This is a genomic window from Ruminococcus sp. (assembly GCF_019423705.1).
In the GTDB taxonomy this organism is placed as follows: Bacteria; Bacillota; Clostridia; order Oscillospirales; family Ruminococcaceae; genus Hominimerdicola.
This window is the reverse complement of record NZ_JAHZAX010000003.1, coordinates 207,629-230,890: the sequence shown is the minus strand read 5'-3', so window position 1 is coordinate 230,890 and position 23,262 is coordinate 207,629. Positions and strand designations below refer to the sequence as shown.

Genomic DNA, 23,262 nt, shown 5'->3' with positions numbered 1-23,262 from the left:
ATGTGATATAATAATTGTAGTTTAATTTATTTTGAGGGGGATAAATATATGAAAACTTTGCGCTCAAAGCTGCTTATAGCTATGCTGGCGATAGCGCTGGTCATCACCTGCTTGCTGGGCGGTGTTTCCGTGTATTTTATAAACAGCTCTGCAAGAGATACATTAAAGAGCACAGTTGAACCGCTGGCTGTCCAAGCGGCAAAGAATTTTGACTCGACTATTACTACATATGTGGGCAATCTGACCGCCACAACTCAGTCTGAGCCTTTTAAAAGTGCCGATAACGATAAGGAAAGACTTATGCTTATGAAGCAGAATTTTTCCGATAACGCAGGCAGCTATCTGAACTTCACGCTGTTCGATGCTGACGGTATCGTTATTGATTCGGACAGCAGATCAATTGCTTCTTCTGTCGAAATAAAGCACGTCAAGTCTGCCGCTGAACAATCTTCTGCTTATATCACGTCCCTTTATAACTTCAACAGCACAGTTTATTTTACCATACTTGCTTCCGGCGAAAATGAAAAGGGCGAAAAGCTTGTGGGCGCTGTTACTATCGACGCCACAATGTTAAGCGTCCTGCTCAATGAGTACGCTTTCGGTCAGTCGGGCTATGTTTACCTTATCGACCAGCAGGGCGACGTGCTCATACATAAGGATATGGACAAGGTCATCGACGGCGAGAACGTTATAAAGATCGGCGATTCTGATTCGGATTACAAGGAATTTTCCGATACTGTAACAAAGCTTGTCAAGAATGACAGCGGCACAACGGAATATAATATCAAGGGCGAGGAATATATCGTTGGATATTATACTTCACAGTATTTCGACGGCACAGTTATAATGGTAACAGACGTTGCGGACTTTACTTCCGCAAGCACAAAGGCGCTTACAAATATCATTATCCTCGGCGTTGTTCTTATGGCGCTGACAGTTCTGTTCTCTCTCATTTTCGCAAAGAGGATCACAAAGCCTATCATCTCAACAACAAATCGCCTACGTTCCCTTGCGCAGGGCAATCTTACCGACCCTGTTGACGTTTGGTATTCAAAGGACGAGCTGGGCGTGCTTTCAAATTCTCTTGAAGAGACTATCGTTTGTCTGAGACAGTATATAAACCTTATCACAGTTGCGCTCACTCAGATATCTGAGGGCAACCTCTGTCACAGAATGGAAGGCACTTTCAAGGGCGATTTCTATAAGATCAAGAGCACCTTCAACGAAATTCTCGATTCGCTCTCTGATACCTTCGCTTCTATCAACCTTTCAGCCGAGCAGGTGAACTCGGGTGCTGTTCAGGTATCAAATATCGCACAGTCCGTTTCACAGGGTTCAACTCAGCAGGCTTCCGCTATCGAGCAGCTTTCCGCTACCCTCAATGACGTTTCAAAGCAGATAACACAAAATTCTGCCGACGCTAAAAACGCTTACAATATCGTTTCACAGAATACAGAAGCCGTTGATAACTGCAACACAGATATGAGCAAAATGCTCAACGCAATGAACGCTATCAACACGGCTTCAAGCGAGATCTCAAAGATCATCAAGGTCATCGACGAAATCGCATTCCAGACAAATATCCTTGCTCTTAATGCTGCAGTCGAGGCCGCAAGAGAGGGATCAAAGGGCTTCGGCGTTGTCGCTGATGAAGTCAGACGACTTGCTTCACGTTCCGCAGAGGCTGCAAAGCAGACCGCTTCACTTATCGAAAATCAGGCTGCCGCAGTTTCAAAGGGTTCGCAGATCGCAGAAGAGACCGCCGATTCACTTAACGAGATCGTTGAAAAGTCCAACACGATCAAGGACCTTGTAAAGAATATTTCCGAAGCTTCCGAAGCGCAGACAGAAGCTATCGTTCAGGTAAACACAGGCGTCGATCAGATATCCGCCGTTGTTTCCGCCAATACTTCAACGGCTGTCGGCTCAGCTTCCGCAAGTGAAGAGCTTTCAAGCCAGTCGCTCATACTCAAGAATATGATCGCAAGGTTCAAGCTCAGCGATGAAAGCGAAAGAAAAGAAAATTCGCAGACTTCGAGATATTCGTATATCGACGATGAGCCGGAAGAGGGAGCAGTTCCTTCAACTGTTTCAACCACCGACGTTGACGAAGAGGTCAGCGACGATAAGTTCACAAATTTCGACGAGAACGATAAGTATTAAATTATTTATGTGTAATCAAACAAATCAAACAAAGTAAGAGCGGCGCTGTCCGCTCTTACGCAAAATAACAAAATAAAACAGTATTGAATGATATTTGACATTATTTTGTATTGAAAGGACTTGATGAAAATGAAGAGAAGGATTGGAATACTCACAAGCGGCGGCGACTGTCCGGGACTTAACGCAACTATCCGTGGCGTTGCAAAGGCTTGTTATGAGAAATTCGGCGAGGACGTTCAGATCGTCGGTATCGAGGACGGTTATTACGGCCTTATCAACAATATGTGCAAGGAAATGAAGCAGTCGGATTTTTCGGGTATCCTCACCACAGGCGGCACTATCTTCGGAACAAAGAGAACGCCTTTCAAGAAAATGCAGGTCATTGAAGAGGACAACGTTGACAAAGTCAAGGCGATGAAGGACACTTACAAGAAGCAGAAGCTCGATTGTCTCCTCACCCTCGGCGGCAACGGTACTCACAAAACCGCAAATCTCCTCTCCACAGAGGGTCTTAACGTTATCGGCCTGCCAAAGACTATCGACAACGATATTTGGGGCACAAGCGTAACATTCGGCTTCCACACAGCTGTTGATACCGCAACGGACGTTATCGACAGACTTCATTCCACAGCAAATTCCCACGGAAGAATTCTTGTTGCCGAGATAATGGGCAATAAGGCCGGCTGGCTCACGCTTTATTCTGGCATTGCAGGCGGCGCTGATATGATCGTCATTCCTGAGATACCATACGATATCGAAAAGCTTGCCGCAGCCTGCGAAAAGAGAGAGTCAAAGGGATTCTCGATAATGGCAGTAGCAGAGGGCTCATTTGATACCGCAGAGGCAAAGCTCAAGAAAAAAGAGCGTGCAAGACTTCGTGCAGAGCAGGGCATTACCACAGCAACTTCAAGGATCGCAAAGCAGATCGAAGAGCTCACAGGCAGAGAAACAAGAGTTTGTACCCCAGGCCATATGCTTAGAGGCGGCAGCCCTTCCGCATATGACAGAGTTCTCGCAACAAAGTTCGGCGTACACGCAGCAGAGCTTATCGCAAAAGATAAGTACGGCTATGCAGTCGCAATGATAAACGAGATCGTTTCCGAGAACCCACTTTCAGAAGTGGCAGGCAAAACAAAGTTCGTCCCAGCCGACCACCAGCTCGTTCAAACAGCAAAAGCCCTTGGCATTGCATTCGGCGACTAAATTAATAGAATAATGAGCAATAAAAAAGCTGATCGTCATATAGGCGACCAGCTTTTTTGATATTTTAGGACAAATATTGACATATAAACATAAGTGTGCTATAATCAACATAGGGCATACTGCAACGACGGTAGGCGGTTTAAATCTTCCTCCAGTTTTGGAGGTGAGCAAGATATGAGCGTAATTGAAGTACTTACGTTACTGATGTTAATAGCGAATATTGTTGGACTTGTGTTTGATATATGCAGACTTTTGTTTGACATTTGCAATAAAAAAAGAAAAAAATAACCGCCCTTCTGCCAAAGGACGGTTATAATAAAATGTAACCAGTTTGGAGGTAAACCGCTTACAGCAGTGTGCCTCTTTTATTGTCTTTATTATACCACACACATTTGCAGTTGTCAAGACTAAGCGCATATTTTACAACTTAACGTAGTGAACTTTTCGTTCTTTAAAGTATGCGACTTTGTCAAAACCTGCCGACTTTGCAAGTTCTGCGCCTCTACCGATGTCTCGACCGATGTCAGCAGCACAATGAGCGTCTGAGCCAAGTGTGAGTATCTCGCCGCCAAGATCTTTGTAGAGCTTGACGTATTCATAGTCGGGGAGTGGCCTGCCGTATGCCTGCCTGTATCCCGAAACGTTTATCTCTATGCCCTTGCCATTTTGGATAAGTGTACAAAAAATTTCTCTTATAATGTCATCGTATCGGGAAAGGTCGATAGCGATGCCGCAGTCGCCTTGAATGTATCTCAGTGGATATGTCAAGTGACCTAAAACGTCGAATTTGCCCCATTTGCACATCTCAAGCATTTGCGTGAAGTAATCGTCCAGCAGAGCGTAAATCTCCGATAAGTCCATTTCTTTGTACTTTATCCAGTAGAAATCGTCCTTGCCTTTGTTCTGATGATGTGAGCCGATGATAAAATCAAGACGCTTGTCAGCGGCGATCTGCTCCGCAAATTCAATGTCCTGCAAAGGCTGACCAAGCTCTATTCCGCAGAGAAAATTGAAGTTATCACCAGCGGCGGAAAGCTTCTCCTTAGCCGCAAACTGCGCCGCAATGCTGGCAGGAGCATATTCGCCCGAGCCGTACATATCGAAATCACGCAGTTCATCGGGGGCACCATAATGCTCCGCCTTGTAGCGAAAATTGCAGTCGCAATGGTCTGTTATGGCAAACGCCGCCAAGCCAAGCTCCTTCGCACGCTTTATGGATTCTTCGATCGTGCCTTTGCCGTCGGGAGAAAACCCCGTGTGGGTGTGCATATCTATCAGCGCCATAATGTCCTCCTGTTTTGATCTTTGATGAAAAAAGCGGCAGAAAATGCTCTGCCGCTTGGTGTTAGTTTTTGAGAGAATGAAGCGGTGCAGGTATCTGTCCGCCACGATTGATGAACTTTGAAGGTGACTCCTTCTTGAGCGGCATAACAGGGCCGCAGCCGAAAAGTCCGCCCCAGTCAAGCTCGTCGCCAACGTCCTTGCCGATAGCAGGGATAACTCTAACAGCGGTGGTCTTGTTGTTGACCATACCGATAGCAGCTTCGTCAGCGATGATAGCCGAGATAGTGTCAGCAGGGGTGTCGCCGGGGATACAGATCATATCGAGACCAACGGAGCAAACCGCAGTCATAGCTTCCAGCTTTTCAATGCAGAGCGCACCGCTCTTTGCAGCGTCGATCATACCGGCGTCCTCAGATACAGGAATGAACGCACCGGAAAGTCCACCAATCCTCGAGCAAGCCATTACGCCGCCCTTCTTGACAGCGTCGTTGAGCAATGCAAGGGCAGCAGTTGTGCCGTGAGTGCCGCACTTTTCAAGTCCGATCTCTTCAAGGATATGCGCAACAGAGTCGCCGACAGCTGGAGTTGGAGCGAGAGAAAGGTCAACGATACCGAAAGGCACGCCAAGTCTCTTTGAAGCGATAGTGCCAACGAGTTGACCAACTCTTGTGATTTTATAGGAAATTTCCTTGATAACGTCAGATATCTTTGTGATGTCAGCGTCAGGATATTTTCTGAGGGCAGCTCTTACAACGCCAGGACCCGAAACGCCCACGTTTATCATACAGTCAGGCTCGCCGACGCCGTGAAAAGCGCCTGCCATAAACGGGTTATCCTCAACAGCGTTGCAGAATACGACCAGCTTTGCAGCGCCGAAGCAAGCTGAATCAACAGTTCTTTCAGCACATTCTCTTACAACAGAGCCCATAATCTTGCAGGCATCAAGGTTGATACCTGTCTTGGTCGAGCCGATATTTACCGATGAGCAAACTCTCTCGGTTGTGGCAAGAGCCTCAGGGATAGACTTGATAAGCTCGATATCACCGGCAGAGAAGCCCTTTGGAACGAGCGCCGTGTAACCGCCGATAAGGTTTACTCCAACGTCCTTTGCGGCTCTGTCCATAGCCTTTGCGAATGGAACAGGGGAGCACTTGCAGGCAGCGGAAACGATAGCGATAGGAGTAACGGAAATTCTCTTATTGATGATCGGGATACCAAGTTCCTTTTCGATCTGTTCGCCGACTTCAACAAGGCGTGCGGCCTTTGAAGTGATCTTCTTGTAAACATTTTCGCAGGCAACATTGATATCGCTGTCGATACAATCCAGCAGAGAAATGCCCATTGTTATGGTACGAATGTCGAGACAATCGTCCTGTATCATTCGTATTGTTTCCAATACGTCGTATGTATTAATCATTTGTCAGAAGTCCTCTCTTAAATATGGTGCATACAGTTAAAGATGTCCTCGTGCATAGTATGGATCTTAACGCCCATAGTTTCGCCGAGCTCAGTAAGAGCGTCAGCCATAGAAGCAAAATCAGTATTGAGCTTAGTGATATCCACCAGCATGATCATTGCAAAAAGATCCTGCAATACTGACTGAGTAACCTCAATAACGTTTGCATTATATTCAGCGCACTTAGTGCTTACCTTAGCAAGGATACCAACGGCGTCCTTACCGATTACCGTAACAACAGCTCTCATAAAAAACCAGCCTTTCATATACTTTAATACATATTACTAATTATATCACAGTTCGCTCAATTTGCCAATAGCTCTAATTATAAATATTTTATGAACTCGCTTTTTTATTCGCATAGAACTGTACTTCGGGCAAGTTACGACTCCGCTCTTCGGGCTACAAAGTGCGTCGCCCGAAGTACAGCCCTATGCAACGTAAAAAGCTTGACGTTTTGAACAAAAAGTGTTATAATATAAGCGATTGCATTGGCAATAACGCTTGCCAGGTGTTAATTGCTGATGAACGTGAGTTGAATGAAATTGGAAAGGATCATTATTATGAAAAAAGTATTGTTTGCTTCCTCAGAGTGCGTGCCTTTTATCAAAACAGGCGGACTTGCCGACGTTGTCGGATCGCTGCCAAAGTGCTTTGATAAGAGATATTATGACGTGAGAGTTATCCTGCCAAAGTATTCCTGTATGAAACAGCAATGGAAGGATATGATGAACTATAAGACCCACTTTTATATGGACTTTGCAGGTCAGAGCCAGTATGTGGGCGTGCTTGAAACGGTCTATGACGGCGTAACATTCTATTTTATCGACAACGAGCACTACTTCACAGGCGATAAGCCTTATACCGAACACCATTGGGATATCGAGAAGTTTATGTATTTCGATAAGGCCGTGCTTTCAGCTCTGCCGCTCCTCGACTTCCGTCCGGACGTTATCCATTGCCACGACTGGCAGACAGGCCTTATCCCTGTTTATCTCCACGACAGCTTCGCAGGGGGAGATTTCTTCCGTGGCATAAAAACTGTTATGACTATCCATAACCTCAAGTTCCAGGGCAATGACGGCGTTGAGCGCTTTAAGTGGCTGTCGGGTCTTTCTGATTATTATTTCACTATCGACAAGCTTAGAACAGGCGTTGACGGCAATATGCTCAAGGGCGGACTTGTCTATGCCGACGCTATCACAACTGTCAGCAATACCTATGCAGAAGAGATCAAGACTGAGTTTTACGGCGAAGGCCTTGACGGACTTATGCGTGCAAGACAGCACGACCTCCGTGGTATCGTCAATGGTATCGACTATGTTGACTATAACCCCGATACCGATAACCATATCGCTGTAAAGTATAATTATGACAATGTCCTTGAAAAGAAGATACATAATAAGCGTGCTATTCAGGCAGAGCTTGGCCTTGCGCAGGACGATAACCGCTTTATGGTGGGTATCGTAAGCCGTCTGACAGATCAGAAGGGCTTTGACCTTATCGCCTATATGATGGAAAGAATGTGCGAGCAGGGCATACAGTTCGTTGTCCTCGGTACAGGCGAGCAGAAGTATGAGGATATGTTCCGCTATTTTGCAGGCAAGTATCCCGACAGAGTTTCCGCAAATATCTATTACAGCGAGGAAATGAGTCACCGCATTTATGCTTCCGTTGACGCATTCCTTATGCCGTCGCTCTTCGAGCCTTGCGGCCTTTCACAGCTTATGTCCCTGCGTTACGGCACTCTGCCTATCGTCCGTGAAACAGGCGGACTTAAAGATACAGTCCAGCCGTTCAACCAGTTCGACAGAACAGGCACAGGCTTCAGCTTTGCAAATTACAACGCTCACGAAATGTACAACACGGTTATGTTCGCAAAGTATATCTATGACGACCGCCGTGACGAGTGGAACGGACTTATCAAGTCTGCAATGGCACAGGATTTCTCTTGGCAAGCTTCCGCAAATAAGTATCAGGAAATGTATGACTGGCTTATCGGATAGAATATTGCATATAACAAAAAGCTCTTCGGTTCATCGCCGAGGAGCTTTTTATATAAGGTAGGGGCGCAAATTGTTGTTCGACAATGCTCACAACAATTTGCGGTCGCCCGCTTGTTATACGCTACGTTTACTTTTCGTTATGCACTTTGTAGGATCAACCTTTATCAGCCCCGAACACCATAGGCTGCAACTGAACGCCTTCAAGGGCGGCTTCCACAGCTTTCGGTATCATCGAAAAGTCCGCAACCATTGAGAATGGCTTTTTTGCGGTGCTGTCCTGTCCGTATGGCACAAAGTAGTAATTTTTCAGATTTTGCAGATATCCTATGTTCTTTGCACAGCCTGCAAGGGCGTCGTTGGTGGATATCGCCGCAAGCACAGGCCTTGAATTGCGCAGGTGACTTTTTACAGCCATTGCCGCAGGAGTATCCACAATGCCTAGGGCGAGCTTTGCCGCCGTATTTGATGTACAGGGAGCTATCAGCATAATATCGCACATTTTTTTCGGCCCGATAGGTTCTGCCTCGGCGATAGTTGTGATGACCTTTGCCCCTGCGATGTCCTCGAGCCTTTTCACATTGTCCTCGGCGCTTCCGAAACGTGTTGATATCTGCGCCGCATTATATGACATAACAGGTATCAGCTCTGCGCCCATTGACCGCAGCTCCTGCGCCGCTTTGAACGCCTTTTCAAAGGTGCAGAACGAACCCGTCATACAAAATCCTATTTTAATGTCGTCAAGTGACATTCTATGTTCCCCTTTCCTGTAAAATGTTCACGACTGCTCGGGCGATTATCTCTCCGCCTGTCATCGGCGCAGCCTTTCCGGGCAGCGAAAGCGCCCAGACAACACGCCTATTAAGCCGTGAAGCCGCCTCAAAGTCAACTCCGCCGGGCTTTGAAGCAAGGTCGATAACAAGGGCGTTTTTTGATACAGCACCCAGCAGACTTTCATCTAATATCATTGCAGGAACGGTGTTTATTATCACCTCAAAGCGTGCTATCCTGCCGTAAAGTTCCGACAGGGCGAAAGCGTCCAGCCCGTTGTTCTGCGCCTCGGCAAGGGCTGAAAGCTTTCGTGCCGTGACGACTGTATCAGCGCCAACTGCGTCAAATAGCTTTGCGCAGGCTTTGCCAACTCTGCCATAGCCGATAACGAGCACTTCGCTGCCGTCGATAGTTGAAGCAAGCTCCTGCATAGCGATTTGCAAAGCGCCCTCGGCGGTGGGTATACAGTTTCGTATGACTAGCTCGTCACGCATATAATAGTCCTTGACGTCAAAGCCCAGCGATGAGAAATACTCGATCTGCACACGGCGGAGCATACCGCCTGTCACTAGGGCGTTTTTCGCAAGGTGTGGTGAAACGTCGCTGCAATAAATTTTTTTGCCACGGAACGATGATATCTCCAGCCCGTCGCTTTTAAGGATAGGCAGCACAAGCACGTCGGCTTTTTCGTGGAGCATATCCAGCGAAGCGAGGGGGATAGTATTTTCGCCGATATCGTCGATACCGTAAGTATAGACCCTGCCGAAGCCGGCGAGGAAACGGGCTGTATATGTTTGTCTGGCGTCTCCGCCGACGCAGAGAAAAACAGTTTTGTTCATAGTTGATCCCTCCGAAAGAGTTATACATAATTATATGCAGTTGTTGCGCAAACGTTAATACTGAGTGAGGAATGAGGAGCGTTAGGATAGTGAGGAATGAGGAGTGAGGAATGAGGAATGAAGGTATCGCCTGCGGCGATGATCTTTTTGTTGCGACCTTCGGTCGCATTGAACTCTCGTTTGCTTTAGGTTGTCTGCTTGCTGTTTTATGCAATGTGCTTTGCAAAACATATAAAATTTGTTCATAATAACGAAAAAACTTTCTCCGAAAAGATTTTCGCTTTGTACTATTGATATTTATGTGAAAATGGTATATAATTATCTTATGCGGTTGATATATTTTGTGTAGCTTGTACATATAAACGCAAAATGGCGTTGCTGCGCCGATGACCGTATACGAAATTTATTACGCCGTGTTTGCGGCTTGGAACGGAGAGATCACATTGAAAAATTACGACAGCACAAAAATAAAAAATATCGCCATTGCAGGTCAGGCTGGTTCAGGCAAGACCTCGCTGACTGAAGCTTTGCTATATAAAAGCGGCGCTACCGACAGGCTCGGAAAGGTCGCTGAGGGAAACACGGTTTCTGACTACACGGCTGAGGAGATAAAGAGAAAATGCTCTGTCTACACCTCGCTTTCATCACTTGAAACAGGTGAGTTCAAGGTAAATCTCCTCGATACTCCGGGTATGTTCGATTATGAGGGCGAAGCCGTTGAAGGCATTGCTGCAAGCGGCTGCGTTATGATAACAGTTTCGGGCAAATCGGGCGTAAGGGTCGGCACGCACAAGGCTTATGATCTTGCGAAGAAAATGGGCAAGCCGACGATGTTCGTTGTAACGAAGCTTGACGATGATAACGCAAACTTCAACAACGTTTTCACGCAGCTAAAGGCTGAATTCGGCCCGACAGTTTGTCCTGTTGTTGTGCCTGTTATCGCTGACAGAAAGATCGTTTCGTATGTAAATCTCATCGAGATGAAAGCTTATAAATACGTTGACGGCAAGGCTGTTGAGACTGATATGCCGACTGCCGAAGTTTCCGAGAAAATGGAATATCGTATCGACGGACTTATCGAGGCTGTTTCAGAAGCCGTTGCGGAAACTGACGAGGCGCTTTTTGAAAAGTTCTTCTCGGGTGAGGCTTTCACGCAGAAAGAGATTATCGACGGCATACACAAGGGTATGAATTCGGGCGTTATCACACCTGTTACCTGCGTTTCTTCCACAGATCTTTCGGGCGTTGATATGCTTCTCAAAGAGATAGACTTGCTGCTTCCGCCGCCTTCCGAAAAGGACGCTATGATCGGCGAAAAGGCTGACGGAGAAGCTGTTGAGGTGGCTTGCTCAGAAAGCGATCCGCTGAGCGCATTTGTTTTCAAGACTGTTGCTGATCCATTTGTCGGCAAGATGTCATACATAAAGGTGTTCTCGGGCAAGCTGACAGCTAACAAGGAAGTTGTCAATGCCACCACGGGCAGCACGGAAAAGGTCGGCAAGCTTGTGACGCTTCAGGGCAAGAAGCAGATAGACGTTTCGGAAGCAGGCTGCGGCGATATCGTGGTTGCGATGAAGATGAACGTGAACACTAACGACACTATTTGCGACAGCGCAAGAGTTGTGAAATTTGCGCCTATGGACTTCCCGAAGCCTTGCTATAAAATGGCTGTTAAGGCGAAGAAACAGGGGGACGAAAGCAAGATATCTTCATCAATGGCAAGACTTATGGAAGAGGACTTGACTATCGACTATAAGCTTGATACGTCCACAAATGAAATGATACTCAGCACACTTGGCGGACTGCACCTTGACTCTATCGTGGGCAGACTTGCAGGAACATTCGGCGTTGAGGTGGAGACTTCCGTGCCGAAGATATCTTATCGTGAGACTATCAGAAAGAAAGTCAAAGTTCAAGGCAGACACAAGAAGCAGTCGGGCGGACACGGACAGTACGGCGATGTTTGGATAGAGTTCGAGCCTTGCGTATCGGACGACCTTATCTTTGAGGAAAAAGTATTCGGCGGAGCAGTTCCTAAAAACTTCTTCCCAGCAGTTGAAAAGGGCTTGCAGGAGTGCGTAAAGAAGGGCGTGCTGGCAGGCTTCCCGGTTGTGGGACTTAAAGCGATACTTGTTGACGGCTCGTATCACCCTGTTGACAGCTCGGAAATGGCGTTTAAAATGGCGGCTTCAATTGCATACAAAGAGGGTATGAGGCAGGCAGAACCGATACTTCTTGAACCTATCGGCTCGCTGAGCGTGCTTGTTCCGGACGAGAACACGGGCGATATGATGGGCGAGCTCAACAAGAGAAGGGGCAGAGTGCTTGGAATGAACCCAGCGGAGAAGAAGGGAATGACGGAGATCGTGGCAGAAGTGCCGATGTCAGAAATGGCAGATTTCACATTGCTTTTGAGACAAATGACGCAGGGACAGGGCGTGTTCACCTTTGAGAAGGCGAGATACGAGGCATTGCCAGCGAACCTTGTGGCAGATGTGATCGCTAAGAATGCTATGGCAGATTGATCTTGTAGAATTATGATAATGGAGAGGGGAATGCAGGGTGTTGCGTTCCCCTTTTTAGTGAGAAATGAATGAATCGCCGTTGGCGATGGTCTTTTATGTTCCAAAACCCTATGTGCCAAACTTGATTATTAGCAAACTTTGTGATATACTATACATAATGTAAAACAAACACAAAAAACAGGAGGTCGAAAAATGAATTGTACACATTTCAAAAGCTTTTATCCGTCAGCGGACGGACTTCATAAAATAGCGTATTATGTCAGATTTCCTGTGGGAACAGTCAGAGCCGTCGTGCAGATTTCTCACGGAATGTGCGAGTATTTTGAACGATATGACGACCTTGCGGAATTTCTTACCAGCCTTGGTTTCGTCGTCTGCGGCAACGACCACTTAGGCCACGGCGACAGCGTTTCAGATAATTCCGAACTGGGTTATTTTTCGCCTGAGCACGGCTGGGAAAATGCCGTCGAGGATATGTATACACTTACTAAAATGATGAAGAAGAATTATCCCGAACTGCCTTATTTTCTTATCGGCCATAGTATGGGAAGCTTCCTCGCAAGAGCTTTTACCACTAAGCACGGCAAAAATCTCACGGCGGCCATATTCTGCGGAACTAGCGGCGGTATGGAGGGTATCCCTGCGCTGCTGACTGTTGTTGACAGCCTTAAAGCTCTTCACGGCGACAAGTATCGCAGCAAGGCTGTCAATAAGCTGGCTTTCGGCGCTTATACAAGAAAAATTCCCGACAAAGTCACCGATTACGACTGGATATCCCGTGACCAAGATATCGTGACAAAATATTCCGTCGACCCGAAATGCAACTTCATTTTCACCCTCAACGGCTTTGAAAATCTGATGAAAGTTCTTTGGTATGTCACAAACGAAAGGTGGTTCGAGACCTACCCGAAAGAGCTGCCCACATACCTCATCGCAGGCAGCGCCGACCCTGTGGGAAGCTATGGCAAGGGCGTGCTCAGCGTGTTCAACAGGCTTTCGCTTTACGGCTGCGACGTTGAGATGAAAATTTACGAGGACGCTCGCCACGAGCTTGTGAACGAGACGAACCGCCGTGAGGTCTACAACGATATCGCTGATTTTCTTCTCGACATTATAAGCACGCTTCCGAATGAGGAATGAGGAATGAGGAATTAAGGTATCGCCTGCGGCGATGATATTTTTTGTACAGGGGAGAAAGCCAATGTTTGCTAGGATAAACAGCCTCGGGCTGCTGGGGCTAAACGCTTTTGCGGTGACTGTCGAGATAGAAGCTTCGACGGGCATTGCTGCCTTTGATATCGTGGGGCTTGCGGACGCTTCCGTCAAGGAGAGCCGTGAGAGGATACGCTCTGCGCTGCGGTCAAGTTCCATAACCTTTCCGCAGAAAAGGGTGATGATAAACCTTGCCCCTGCGGACGTGAAGAAAACCGGCTCGGTCTATGACCTTGCTATCGCTGTTGCGCTTTTGAGGGTGACGGGTTTTGTCGATGATGAGCAGCTCAGAAAGGCGGCTTTTATCGGCGAGCTTTCTCTCAGCGGCGAGGTTCGGCCTGTTCAGGGCGTTTTGCCTATGACCATAATGGCGCAGAAAATGGGGCTTGAAGAGATTTATGTGCCTGTTGACAACGTTCGTGAAGCTTCCGTCGTCGAGGGGATAAGGGCTTACGGCGTGAGGTCTATCGGGGAGCTGGTGTTCCATTTCGCAAGGAAAGCCGAGATAGTGCCAGCGCTGTCTTATAAGCCCTCGGAGGAAAGCTTTTTCGGGTCGCTGGATTTTGCGGACGTAAAAGGGCAGTCGGCGGCGAAAAAAGCTCTTGAAGTTGCTGCGGCAGGGGGACATAACGCACTTATGATCGGTTCGCCCGGTTCGGGAAAATCTATGCTTGCAAAGCGTATGCCCTCCATACTTCCTGCGATGACTTTTGAGGAGTCTATCGAAACGACAAATATCCATTCTGTGGCAGGACTTTTGGACAGGGAAAGCCCTCTCATCACCACAAGGCCTTTCCGCTCGCCACACCATACTGTTTCTCCTGCCGGACTTGCCGGAGGCGGCTCTATTCCGAAGCCGGGTGAGATATCACTTGCGCACAACGGCTTGCTTTTTCTTGACGAGCTTGCGGAATTCACACGGCCTGCACTTGAAATTTTGCGCCAGCCATTGGAAGATCAGCAGGTGACAATATCGAGGGTTTCGGGGTCGATAACATACCCTTGCTCATTTATGCTCATCGGTGCGATGAATCCTTGCCCTTGCGGATATTACGGACACCCGACGAGAAAGTGTATATGTTCGCAGAAGCAGGTATCGAGCTATCTTTCAAAGATATCAGGGCCTTTGCTTGATCGTTTTGATATTCATTTGGAAGTCGCACCTGTTGAGTACGCCGACCTTTCATCATCGGCAAAGGAAGAGTCCTCGGCTTCTATCCGTGAAAGGGTGCAGAAGGCTAGAGATATCCAAAACAGGCGCTTCAAGGGTACAAACGTTACTTGCAACGCCCGCATAACGTCCGATATGCTCCACGAGGTTTGTCCGCTGACAACGGAGGCTTCAAAGCTTCTTGAGAATGTGTTCGACAAGCTGGGGCTTTCGGCGAGGGCTTACGACAAGATTATGAAAGTTGCAAGGACGGCGGCGGATATGGACGGGGCGGAGATCATCGACAAGCGGCACATTGCCCTTGCGGTGCAGTACCGAAGCCTTGATCGAAAGTATTGGAATGGGTGATACATAGGAGAAATGAGGTATGCAGATGAAGAAAAGATATTGTATTGTTGCACAGGTCGCATTGTTATTATGGTTTTTTCTTGATATGACAGGTTTGTATTTTAATAACAAATGTTTAGTTACAAAGTCATATAAAGAAGATGGTATACTCTTTTTGATTTATTTGATTACAATAATACTGTTTATATTTAAAGAAAATATTGGAAAATGGATCGTTGTCGGATGGATGTCAATGTGGCTTGTAATACAATTTATGTGTCACGAATGGTATACTATCTTTAATAGTGGATTTATGGGATCATTGGATGGTAAGATCAAATATTTCTCAGAAACAATTCATTGGGTCGATGTAGATGGCAAATACATACCTGATGTATACCATACCATTTTACATATCTTAATTTTGTGTACATTAACTATAACAATTATCTATTCAATAAGGAACAGACGAAAGTCTTAAATTCCAATTCGTTCGATTGTTTTATTTTGGCAAACGAGCTGTTTTGTTAAATAAAAATTTACGATATTATAACACATTGGTAATTATAGAAGATAACGTGTTGAAATCTGCGATTTTTGTTTAAAACGCAGAAAAATTAATAATTGAATAATTTAAGGGTGTAAAACGCTTGACAAAGGGTTGCTATTATTATATAATAGTATACTGTATCATAATGGAGTTTTACACCTTTTTTGTTTGTTTTTTAGGGCAAAAATGGCGTGAGATCCGCTAAAAACCACAGGGTAAATACGAGCAACTGAATGTATTTCCAAATAAATTAAGGAGTGATTGAGCCTATGGTGAATGTCAAGGACGTAAAACTTGGTAAGAACACGAGAAAGAGCTTTGCCAAGATCAATGAGGTCTTGGAGATGCCTAACCTTATTGAGGTACAGAAGAACTCTTATCAATGGTTTCTGGACGAAGGTCTGAAGGAAGTTTTCAGAGACGTTTCAGCTATTACCGATTATAACGGCACGCTGGAGCTGAGCTTTGTCGGATATCATTTCGATGAAGAGGCTAAGTATTCCGTAGCGGAATGTAAGGCGAGAGACGTAACTTATGCAGTTCCTCTCAGAGTTACTGCTAGACTTAACAATACCGAGACCGGCGAGATCAAGGAGTCCGAGGTCTTTATGGGTGATTTCCCTAAGATGACAGACAGCGGTACTTTCGTTATCAACGGTGCGGAGCGTGTTATAGTTTCACAGCTCGTTCGTTCACCAGGCGTTTATTATGCTTTTGACAAGGACAAGACAGGTAAGGATCTTTTCAAGACAACTGTTATCCCTAACAGAGGCGCTTGGCTTGAATATGAAATGGATTCAAACGACGTTGTTTACGTCAGAATAGATAAGAACAGAAAGATACCTCTTACAACGTTCTTGAGATCATTGGGTCTTGGCACGAACGAAGAGATCGAGGAAGTTTTCGGCCCAGACGAGAGACTTACTCAGACTATTATGCAGAAGGATCAGACTGCCAACAGAGAGGAAGCTCTTCTTGAAGTTTACAAGAAGCTCCGTCCGGGCGAGCCGCCAACAGTTGATTCTGCTGTTACACATCTTAATAACCTGTTCTTTGACGCTAAGAGATACGATCTTTCAAGATTTGGTAGATATAAGTATAACAAGAAGCTTGGCATCGGTTCAAGACTGGCAGGCCACAGACTTTCAAGAAATGTCGTAAATCCTATGACAGGCGAAGTTATGGCTGAGGCTGGCGAGCTCATCAACTTTGACAGAGCTATGGAGATCGAGACAGCAGGCGTTATGGAAGCTTACGTTGACGTTGAGGTCAAGGAGCACGTTACATCTGCAACAGGCGAATCTGTTACAAAGCTTGAAGAGTGCGAAGTTAAGATTATCGGTAACGGTATGGTGGATATCAACGCTTATGTTGATTTCGACTGCACAGAGCTCGGTATCAACGAGAAGGTTTCATTCAAGGCTTTGAGAGAAGTTCTCGAGGATTCTGAGAACGAGGAAGAGCTCAAGGAGAACATCAGAACTAAGGCTGACGATCTCGTTCCTAAGCACATCACGATTGATGATATCATCGCAACTGTTTCTTACTTCCTCAACCTTTGTGAGGGCGTTGGTACTGTTGACGATATCGACCACCTGGGCAACAGAAGAATACGTTCAGTAGGCGAGCTTCTTCAGAACCAGTTCAGGATCGGTTTCACAAGAATGGAAAGAGTTATCCGTGAGAGAATGAACATTCAGTCACAGGGTACTGAAGTCGTTACTCCGACTGCTCTTATCAATATAAGACCTATTACTGCGGCTATCAGAGAGTTCTTCGGTTCTTCTCCTCTGTCACAGTTTATGGATCAGAACAACCCGCTTGCTGAGCTTACTCACAAGAGACGTCTTTCAGCCCTCGGCCCTGGCGGTCTTTCAAGAGACCGTGCCGGATTTGAAGTTCGTGACGTACACTATACTCACTACGGCAGAATGTGTCCTATCGAGACGCCGGAAGGTCCTAACATCGGACTTATCTCATATCTTGCTTCTTTCGCAAGGATAAACGAGTACGGTTTTATCGAAGCACCTTACAGACGTGTTGATAAGGAAACAGGCGTTGTAACTGACGAAGTTGTTTATATGACTGCTGACGTTGAGGATAATTATATGGTAGCTCAGGCGAACGAACCTCTTACAGAGGACAACAAGTTCGCAAGACCAAAGGTAAACGGCAGATACAGAGATCAGATCCTCGAGATCGAGAGAGAGAAGATCGACTTTATGGACGTTTCACCTAAGATGGTAGTTTCTGTCGCTACGGCTTGTATCCCGTTCCTCGAGAACGATGACGCTAACCGTGCGCTGATGGGATCGAATATGCAGAGGCAGGCTGTGCCGCTGCTCAAGACTGAGTCTCCTATCGTTGGTACAGGTATGGAGTACAAGGCTTGTCTTGACTCGGGTGTTGCTGTGGTATCAAAGAACGCAGGCGTCGTTGAGAGCGTTGACGCTGACAAGATCGTTATCCGTGAGGACAGCGGTATGCTCAGAACTTACGAGCTCACAAAGTTCAAGCGTTCAAACGCAGGTACTTGCACGAACCAGAGACCTATCGTCAACAAGGGCGAAAGGATCGAAGCTAATCAGATCATCGGCGACGGTCCAGCTACTTCAAACGGCGAGCTTTCACTTGGTAAGAACGCTCTGATAGGCTTTATGACTTGGGAAGGTTACAACTACGAGGATGCCGTTCTTCTGAACGAGAACCTTGTTAAGCAGGATAAATATACTTCTATCCATATCGAAGAGTATGAGACAGAAGCAAGAGATACAAAGCTCGGACCTGAGGAGATCACAAGAGATATCCCTAATGTTGGTGAGGACGCTCTTAAGGATCTGGACGAGAACGGTATCATCAGAATAGGCGCAGAAGTTCGTTCGGGCGATATCCTTGTTGGTAAGGTAACACCAAAGGGCGAAACTGAGCTGACAGCAGAAGAGAGGCTCCTCAGAGCTATCTTCGGCGAAAAGGCAAGAGAAGTAAGAGATAACTCTCTTAAGGTACCTCACGGCGAAGCCGGTACTATCATCGACGTTAAGATATTCACAAGAGAGAATTGCGATGAGCTTTCTCCGGGAGTTAATATGCTTGTAAGGTGTTACATTGCACAGAAGAGAAAGATCTCTGTGGGCGATAAGATGGCCGGCAGACACGGTAACAAGGGTGTCGTTTCAAGGATACTCCCACAGGAAGATATGCCGTTCCTCGAGGACGGTACTCCGCTTGATATCTGTCTGAACCCATTGGGCGTACCTTCTCGTATGAACATCGGTCAGGTGCTTGAAGTTCATCTTGGTATGGCTGCAAAGGCTCTTGGCTGGAAGATCATGACCCCGGTATTCGACGGTGCACACGAAGCAGATATCAGAGAGTGCTTCAAGATGGCTCAGCAGAATTATCTCGAGCATAAGGACGACGAGTTCACCCTCAACACAATGGACGAGGTCATCAATCCTAATGCTCTCAGTATGAGCGAGGACGGAAAGTTCACAGTATATGACGGAAGAACAGGCGAGAAGTTCGATAATAAGGTAACTGTCGGTTATATGTATTATCTGAAGCTCCACCACCTGGTAGACGATAAGATCCACGCACGTTCTGTTGGTCCTTATTCGCTGGTAACACAGCAGCCTCTCGGCGGTAAGGCACAGTTCGGCGGACAGAGATTCGGTGAGATGGAAGTTTGGGCTCTTGAGGCTTACGGCGCAGCTTACACACTTCAGGAGATCCTTACTGTTAAATCTGACGATACTGTCGGAAGAGTCAAGACTTATGAAGCTATCGTTAAGGGACAGAACGTTCCTAAGCCTGGCGTACCTGAGGCCTTCAAGGTACTCGTTAAGGAGCTCCAGTCGCTTGGTCTTGATCTCAAGGTACTCAACATCAACAACGAGGAGATCGACCTCAAACAGTCCTTCGACGATGACGACGAGCTCGTTCCTCAGCCGGCAATGGAAGAGGACATCGACTTCAGCGTTGACGAAGGCGATCTTGACGAAGGATTTATGGCAGAGGACGAGGACGGAACATCTGAGCTTGAGCACAATGCTGTTTCCGATGACTCTGATCTGTTTCTCGGAGATGAATAATTAGACGTGTAAATATAAGGATCGGCAGACGGGATATGGGGACATATCCTGTCAGATGATCCCAAACTAAACAGGAAGAGGGTACTGCTGTTGGAATTCAATGAGTTTGCATCAATAAAGATCGGTCTTGCATCACCGGAAAAGATCCGTGAGTGGTCATACGGCGTTGTAACAAGACCTGAAACAATAAATTACCGTACTCAGAAGCCGGAAAAGGACGGCCTGTTCTGCGAAAAGATCTTTGGACCTTCAAAGGACTGGGAATGTCATTGCGGCAAGTACAAGAAGATCCGCTTCAAGGGCAAGGTCTGCGAGCGCTGCGGCGTTGAGGTAACAAGAGCCAAAGTTCGTAGAGAGAGAATGGGTCACATTGAGCTCGCTGCTCCTGTATCACATATCTGGTACTTCAAGGGCACACCTTCAAGGATCGGTCAGATGCTGGAGATCTCTCAGAAGAGACTTGAAGAAGTTCTTTATTTCACAAAATATATCGTTATCGACCCAGGCAATACAGAGCTTATAAAGGGTCAGCTCCTTACTGAAAAGGACTATAACGAAATGCTCGAGAAGTATGACGAGGAAGATTTCAGAGCCGGAATGGGCGCAGAAGCTATCAAGGAGCTTCTTGAAGAGATCGACCTTGAAAAGCTTGCTGACGAGCTCAAGACTGAGCTTAAGGATCTCCCTGCCGGTCAGAAGAGGATAAAGCTCCTCAAGAGATTGGAGATCGTTGAAGCTTTCAGAACTTCGGGCAATCGTCCTGAATGGATGATACTCGAGGCTATCCCTGTTATCCCACCGGATATCAGACCTATGGTACTGCTTGACGGCGGCAGATACGCCACAAGCGACCTTAACGACCTTTACAGACGTGTTATCAACAGAAATAACCGTTTGAAGAAAATGCTGGAGCTTGAAGCGCCGGACATCATCGTAAGAAACGAGAAGAGAATGCTTCAGGAAGCTGTTGACGCTCTTATCGACAACGGCAGACACGGCAGACCTGTTACAGGTCCTAATAACAGAGCATACAAGTCTCTGTCAGATATGCTTAAAGGTAAGCAGGGTCGTTTCAGACAGAACCTGCTCGGTAAGCGTGTTGACTATTCGGGACGTTCTGTTATCGTCGTTGGCCCTGAGCTGAAAATGTATCAATGCGGTCTTCCTAAGGAAATGGCTCTTGAGCTTTTCAAGCCTTTCGTTATGAAGAGACTTGTTGACACAAATCCTTCTATCAATATAAAGTCTGCAAGAAAAATGGTAGACAGAGCTAAGCCGGAGGTTTGGGACGCTCTTGAGAACGTTATTCAGGGTCACCCTGTAATGCTCAACCGTGCGCCTACACTTCACAGACTTGGTATTCAGGCATTCGAGCCTATCCTCGTTGAAGGCAGAGCTATCAAGCTCCACCCACTTGTTTGTACAGCATTCAACGCCGACTTCGACGGAGACCAGATGGCTGTCCATCTTCCAATTTCCGCTGAGGCACAGGCTGAGGCAAGATTCCTTATGCTGGCTGCTAACAACCTGTTGAAGCCATCTGACGGACGTCCTGTTGCAGTTCCTACACAGGATATGATCCTTGGTTCTTACTACCTTACACTTAAAAAGGACGGCGAGCCGGGCGAAGGCAAGGTATTCAGAGATGTGAACGAAGCCCTTATGGCTTACGATCAGCATATCGTTTCGCTCCACGCTGCTATCAAGGTAAGAATTACTAAGCAGATCGGCGACAAGCAGGTCTCCAAGATCATCGACGCTACTGTTGGCAGACTTATATTCAACGCTATCATTCCTCAGAACCTTGGTTTTGTTGACAGAACAAATTCTGAGAAGCAGTTTGATCTTGAGATCAGCTTCCTTGTAAAGAAGAAGCAGCTCTCTGACATCATCGACAGATGTATCCAGAGACACGGCACGACTACGACTTCCGAAGTTCTTGACAACATCAAGAGCCTTGGCTATAAGTATTCTACAAAGTCCGCTATCACAGTTGCGGTATGCGACGCTTCTATCCCTGAGACAAAGAAGGATATCCTCGCAAAGGCTGACGCACTTGTTGACAAAATCGACAAGCAGTACAAGAGAGGTTATATCTCAAGAGAAGAGAAGTCCAAGAAGTTCATCGAGATCTGGAACAACGCAACTGACGAAGTTACCGAAGCCCTCAAGGCCAACCTTGATCCGTATAACCCGATCAATATGATGGCTGACTCAGGTGCCCGTGGTTCTATCAACCAGATCAGACAGCTGGCAGGTATGCGTGGACTTATCGCCAACACATCAGGTTCAACTATCGAGATGCCTATCAGAGCTAACTACCGTGAAGGTCTTAACATCTTGGAATACTTCATTTCTTCCAGAGGTGCGAGAAAGGGACTTGCCGATACGGCTCTGCGTACCGCCGACTCTGGTTACCTTACAAGACGTCTCGTAGACGTTTCACAGGACGTTATCATCAGACAGGAAGACTGCGGCACACACGTTGGTATCGAGATATTCGATATCAAGAACGGCAACGAAATGATCGAGCCTCTCAGCGAGAGACTTGTGGGCAGATACCTTGTTGAAGATCTCAAGGATCCTAAGACAGGCGAGATGATCTGCTCGAGAAATAAACTTATCAATGTTCACGACGCTGAAAAGATCGTTGCAGCTCTCGAAGCAGAGGGCAAGGATTCGATCTCTATCAGATCGGTTCTGCAATGTCAGGCTAAGCACGGCGTTTGCGCTAAGTGCTACGGCGCTAACCTTGCAAACGGCAATATCGTACAGGTCGGCGAGGCTGTCGGCGTAATCTCCGCTCAGTCTATCGGTGAGCCTGGTACACAGCTTACGATGAGAACCTTCCACACAGGTGGTATCGCTTCTGCGGAAGATATCACACAGGGTCTTCCTAGAGTCGAGGAACTGTTTGAGAGCCGTCGTCCAAAGGGCGCAGCTATCATCACAAGAATTGACGGCGTAGTTAGAATTGAGGAAGTCAAGAAGACAAAGCAGATCACAGTTACAAGTATGGATACAGAGAATCCTGAGCAGGAATCTTACGCAATCCCATACGGCTACAAGATCAAGGTTCGTGAAGGACAGACTGTTACAGCAGGTGAGCCGCTGACAGAAGGTTCTATCAACCCTGCTGATATCCTTGCAGTTAATGGTCCTAAGGCTGTTCAGAACTACATCATCACCGAAGTTCAGAAGGTTTACCGCCTCCAGGGTGTTGATATCAACGACAAGCATATCGAGGTTATCGTTCGTCAGATGATGAGAAAGGTCAAGATCGACGATTCGGGTTCAAGCTATCTGCTCCCAGGTTCGCTTATCGACAGGGGCGAAGTTGCAAGACTCAACGAAGAGATCCAGGCTCAGATCGACGCAGGCGACGAGAACGCAAAGCTTATCACAACTGTTCCTGTTCTCCAGGGTATCACAAAGGCTTCCAGCTACTCGGATTCATTCCTGTCGGCTGCTTCCTTCCAGGAGACAACAAAGGCTCTTACAGACGCAGCTATCAGAGGTAAGACTGATAAGCTTATGGGTCTTAAGGAAAATGTTATCATCGGTAAGCTTATCCCGGCCGGTACTGGTATGGACGTTTACAACAACGTACAGGTGGTAAAGAACGAGAGCGTTCCTACACCTCATACTGAGACTTATATCTAAATCT

Annotated in this window: 14 protein-coding genes; 9 read left to right on the top strand and 5 right to left on the bottom strand. The window is 46.7% G+C overall.

Annotated features, from left to right (window positions below; all coding sequences use genetic code 11):
- Nucleotides 1–48: 48 nt before the first annotated feature.
- Both QZ371_RS03975 and QZ371_RS03970 read left to right on the top strand, forming a co-directional pair.
- On the top strand, nucleotides 49–2,163 hold the full coding sequence (locus QZ371_RS03975; RefSeq protein ID WP_295209755.1) for a methyl-accepting chemotaxis protein: 2,115 nt from the start codon (nucleotides 49–51) through the stop codon (nucleotides 2,161–2,163).
- 129 nt (nucleotides 2,164–2,292) lie between these two features.
- Nucleotides 2,293–3,366, top strand: a complete 1,074-nt coding sequence (locus QZ371_RS03970; protein ID WP_295209752.1) for an ATP-dependent 6-phosphofructokinase — start codon at nucleotides 2,293–2,295, stop codon at nucleotides 3,364–3,366.
- A gap of 420 nt (nucleotides 3,367–3,786) precedes the next feature.
- Here the strand turns inward: QZ371_RS03970 and QZ371_RS03965 are convergent, their stop codons facing one another.
- From QZ371_RS03965 to QZ371_RS03955, 3 genes are all read right to left on the bottom strand, one after another.
- Entirely contained in the window at nucleotides 3,787–4,650 is an 864-nt protein-coding gene (locus QZ371_RS03965; protein ID WP_295209749.1) for a histidinol-phosphatase HisJ family protein, read from the bottom strand.
- Between the two features lie 61 nt (nucleotides 4,651–4,711).
- Complete coding sequence (locus tag QZ371_RS03960) at nucleotides 4,712–6,067, bottom strand: PFL family protein (protein WP_295209746.1); 1,356 nt, start codon at nucleotides 6,065–6,067, stop codon at nucleotides 4,712–4,714.
- A 17-nt stretch (nucleotides 6,068–6,084) separates the two neighbouring features.
- Nucleotides 6,085–6,354: an ACT domain-containing protein gene (locus QZ371_RS03955; RefSeq protein WP_295209743.1), complete on the bottom strand. Its 270-nt coding sequence runs from the start codon at nucleotides 6,352–6,354 to the stop codon at nucleotides 6,085–6,087.
- Nucleotides 6,355–6,669: 315 nt separating this feature from the next.
- On the opposite strand from QZ371_RS03955, the gene glgA reads away from it, so the two are divergent.
- Nucleotides 6,670–8,112, top strand: a complete 1,443-nt coding sequence (glgA, locus tag QZ371_RS03950) for a glycogen synthase GlgA (protein ID WP_295209740.1) — start codon at nucleotides 6,670–6,672, stop codon at nucleotides 8,110–8,112.
- Nucleotides 8,113–8,266: 154 nt separating this feature from the next.
- Here the strand turns inward: glgA and QZ371_RS03945 are convergent, their stop codons facing one another.
- Nucleotides 8,267–8,860 carry a dipicolinate synthase subunit B gene (locus tag QZ371_RS03945; RefSeq protein ID WP_295209737.1) on the bottom strand — a complete coding sequence of 198 codons (594 nt, stop codon included), beginning with the start codon at nucleotides 8,858–8,860 and terminating at the stop codon, nucleotides 8,267–8,269.
- A 1-nt stretch (nucleotide 8,861) separates the two neighbouring features.
- Nucleotides 8,862–9,719: a dipicolinate synthase subunit DpsA gene (locus QZ371_RS03940; protein WP_295209734.1), complete on the bottom strand. Its 858-nt coding sequence runs from the start codon at nucleotides 9,717–9,719 to the stop codon at nucleotides 8,862–8,864.
- Between the two features lie 443 nt (nucleotides 9,720–10,162).
- Between QZ371_RS03940 and QZ371_RS03935 the strand changes: the two genes are divergently transcribed.
- The 6 genes from QZ371_RS03935 (at nucleotide 10,163) to rpoC (ending at nucleotide 23,258) form a co-directional block, all read left to right on the top strand.
- Nucleotides 10,163–12,244, top strand: coding sequence for an elongation factor G (locus QZ371_RS03935; RefSeq protein WP_295209839.1), 2,082 nt, complete (start codon nucleotides 10,163–10,165; stop codon nucleotides 12,242–12,244).
- A gap of 192 nt (nucleotides 12,245–12,436) precedes the next feature.
- A complete protein-coding gene (locus tag QZ371_RS03930) occupies nucleotides 12,437–13,384 on the top strand; it encodes an alpha/beta hydrolase (protein WP_295209731.1) in 948 nt (315 codons plus the stop codon).
- A gap of 61 nt (nucleotides 13,385–13,445) precedes the next feature.
- Nucleotides 13,446–14,975, top strand: a complete 1,530-nt coding sequence (locus QZ371_RS03925) for a YifB family Mg chelatase-like AAA ATPase (RefSeq protein ID WP_295209728.1) — start codon at nucleotides 13,446–13,448, stop codon at nucleotides 14,973–14,975.
- 19 nt (nucleotides 14,976–14,994) lie between these two features.
- Nucleotides 14,995–15,435, top strand: coding sequence for a hypothetical protein (locus QZ371_RS03920; protein WP_295209725.1), 441 nt, complete (start codon nucleotides 14,995–14,997; stop codon nucleotides 15,433–15,435).
- A 338-nt stretch (nucleotides 15,436–15,773) separates the two neighbouring features.
- Nucleotides 15,774–19,595, top strand: coding sequence for a DNA-directed RNA polymerase subunit beta (rpoB, locus tag QZ371_RS03915; protein WP_295209722.1), 3,822 nt, complete (start codon nucleotides 15,774–15,776; stop codon nucleotides 19,593–19,595).
- An 87-nt stretch (nucleotides 19,596–19,682) separates the two neighbouring features.
- A complete protein-coding gene (gene rpoC / locus QZ371_RS03910; protein ID WP_295209836.1) occupies nucleotides 19,683–23,258 on the top strand; it encodes a DNA-directed RNA polymerase subunit beta' in 3,576 nt (1,191 codons plus the stop codon).
- Nucleotides 23,259–23,262 lie beyond the last annotated feature (4 nt).

What these genes read in the sequence shown, in the direction of transcription:
- QZ371_RS03975 (WP_295209755.1), top strand. Translation starts at nt 49, where the DNA reads ATGAAAACTTTGCGCTCAAAGCTGCTTATAGCTATGCTGGCGATAGCG.
- QZ371_RS03970 (WP_295209752.1), top strand. Translation starts at nt 2,293, where the DNA reads ATGAAGAGAAGGATTGGAATACTCACAAGCGGCGGCGACTGTCCGGGA.
- QZ371_RS03965 (WP_295209749.1), bottom strand. Translation starts at nt 4,650, where the DNA reads ATGGCGCTGATAGATATGCACACCCACACGGGGTTTTCTCCCGACGGC.
- QZ371_RS03960 (WP_295209746.1), bottom strand. Translation starts at nt 6,067, where the DNA reads ATGATTAATACATACGACGTATTGGAAACAATACGAATGATACAGGAC.
- QZ371_RS03955 (WP_295209743.1), bottom strand. Translation starts at nt 6,354, where the DNA reads ATGAGAGCTGTTGTTACGGTAATCGGTAAGGACGCCGTTGGTATCCTT.
- glgA (WP_295209740.1), top strand. Translation starts at nt 6,670, where the DNA reads ATGAAAAAAGTATTGTTTGCTTCCTCAGAGTGCGTGCCTTTTATCAAA.
- QZ371_RS03945 (WP_295209737.1), bottom strand. Translation starts at nt 8,860, where the DNA reads ATGTCACTTGACGACATTAAAATAGGATTTTGTATGACGGGTTCGTTC.
- QZ371_RS03940 (WP_295209734.1), bottom strand. Translation starts at nt 9,719, where the DNA reads ATGAACAAAACTGTTTTTCTCTGCGTCGGCGGAGACGCCAGACAAACA.
- QZ371_RS03930 (WP_295209731.1), top strand. Translation starts at nt 12,437, where the DNA reads ATGAATTGTACACATTTCAAAAGCTTTTATCCGTCAGCGGACGGACTT.
- QZ371_RS03925 (WP_295209728.1), top strand. Translation starts at nt 13,446, where the DNA reads ATGTTTGCTAGGATAAACAGCCTCGGGCTGCTGGGGCTAAACGCTTTT.
- QZ371_RS03920 (WP_295209725.1), top strand. Translation starts at nt 14,995, where the DNA reads ATGCAGATGAAGAAAAGATATTGTATTGTTGCACAGGTCGCATTGTTA.
- rpoB (WP_295209722.1), top strand. Translation starts at nt 15,774, where the DNA reads ATGGTGAATGTCAAGGACGTAAAACTTGGTAAGAACACGAGAAAGAGC.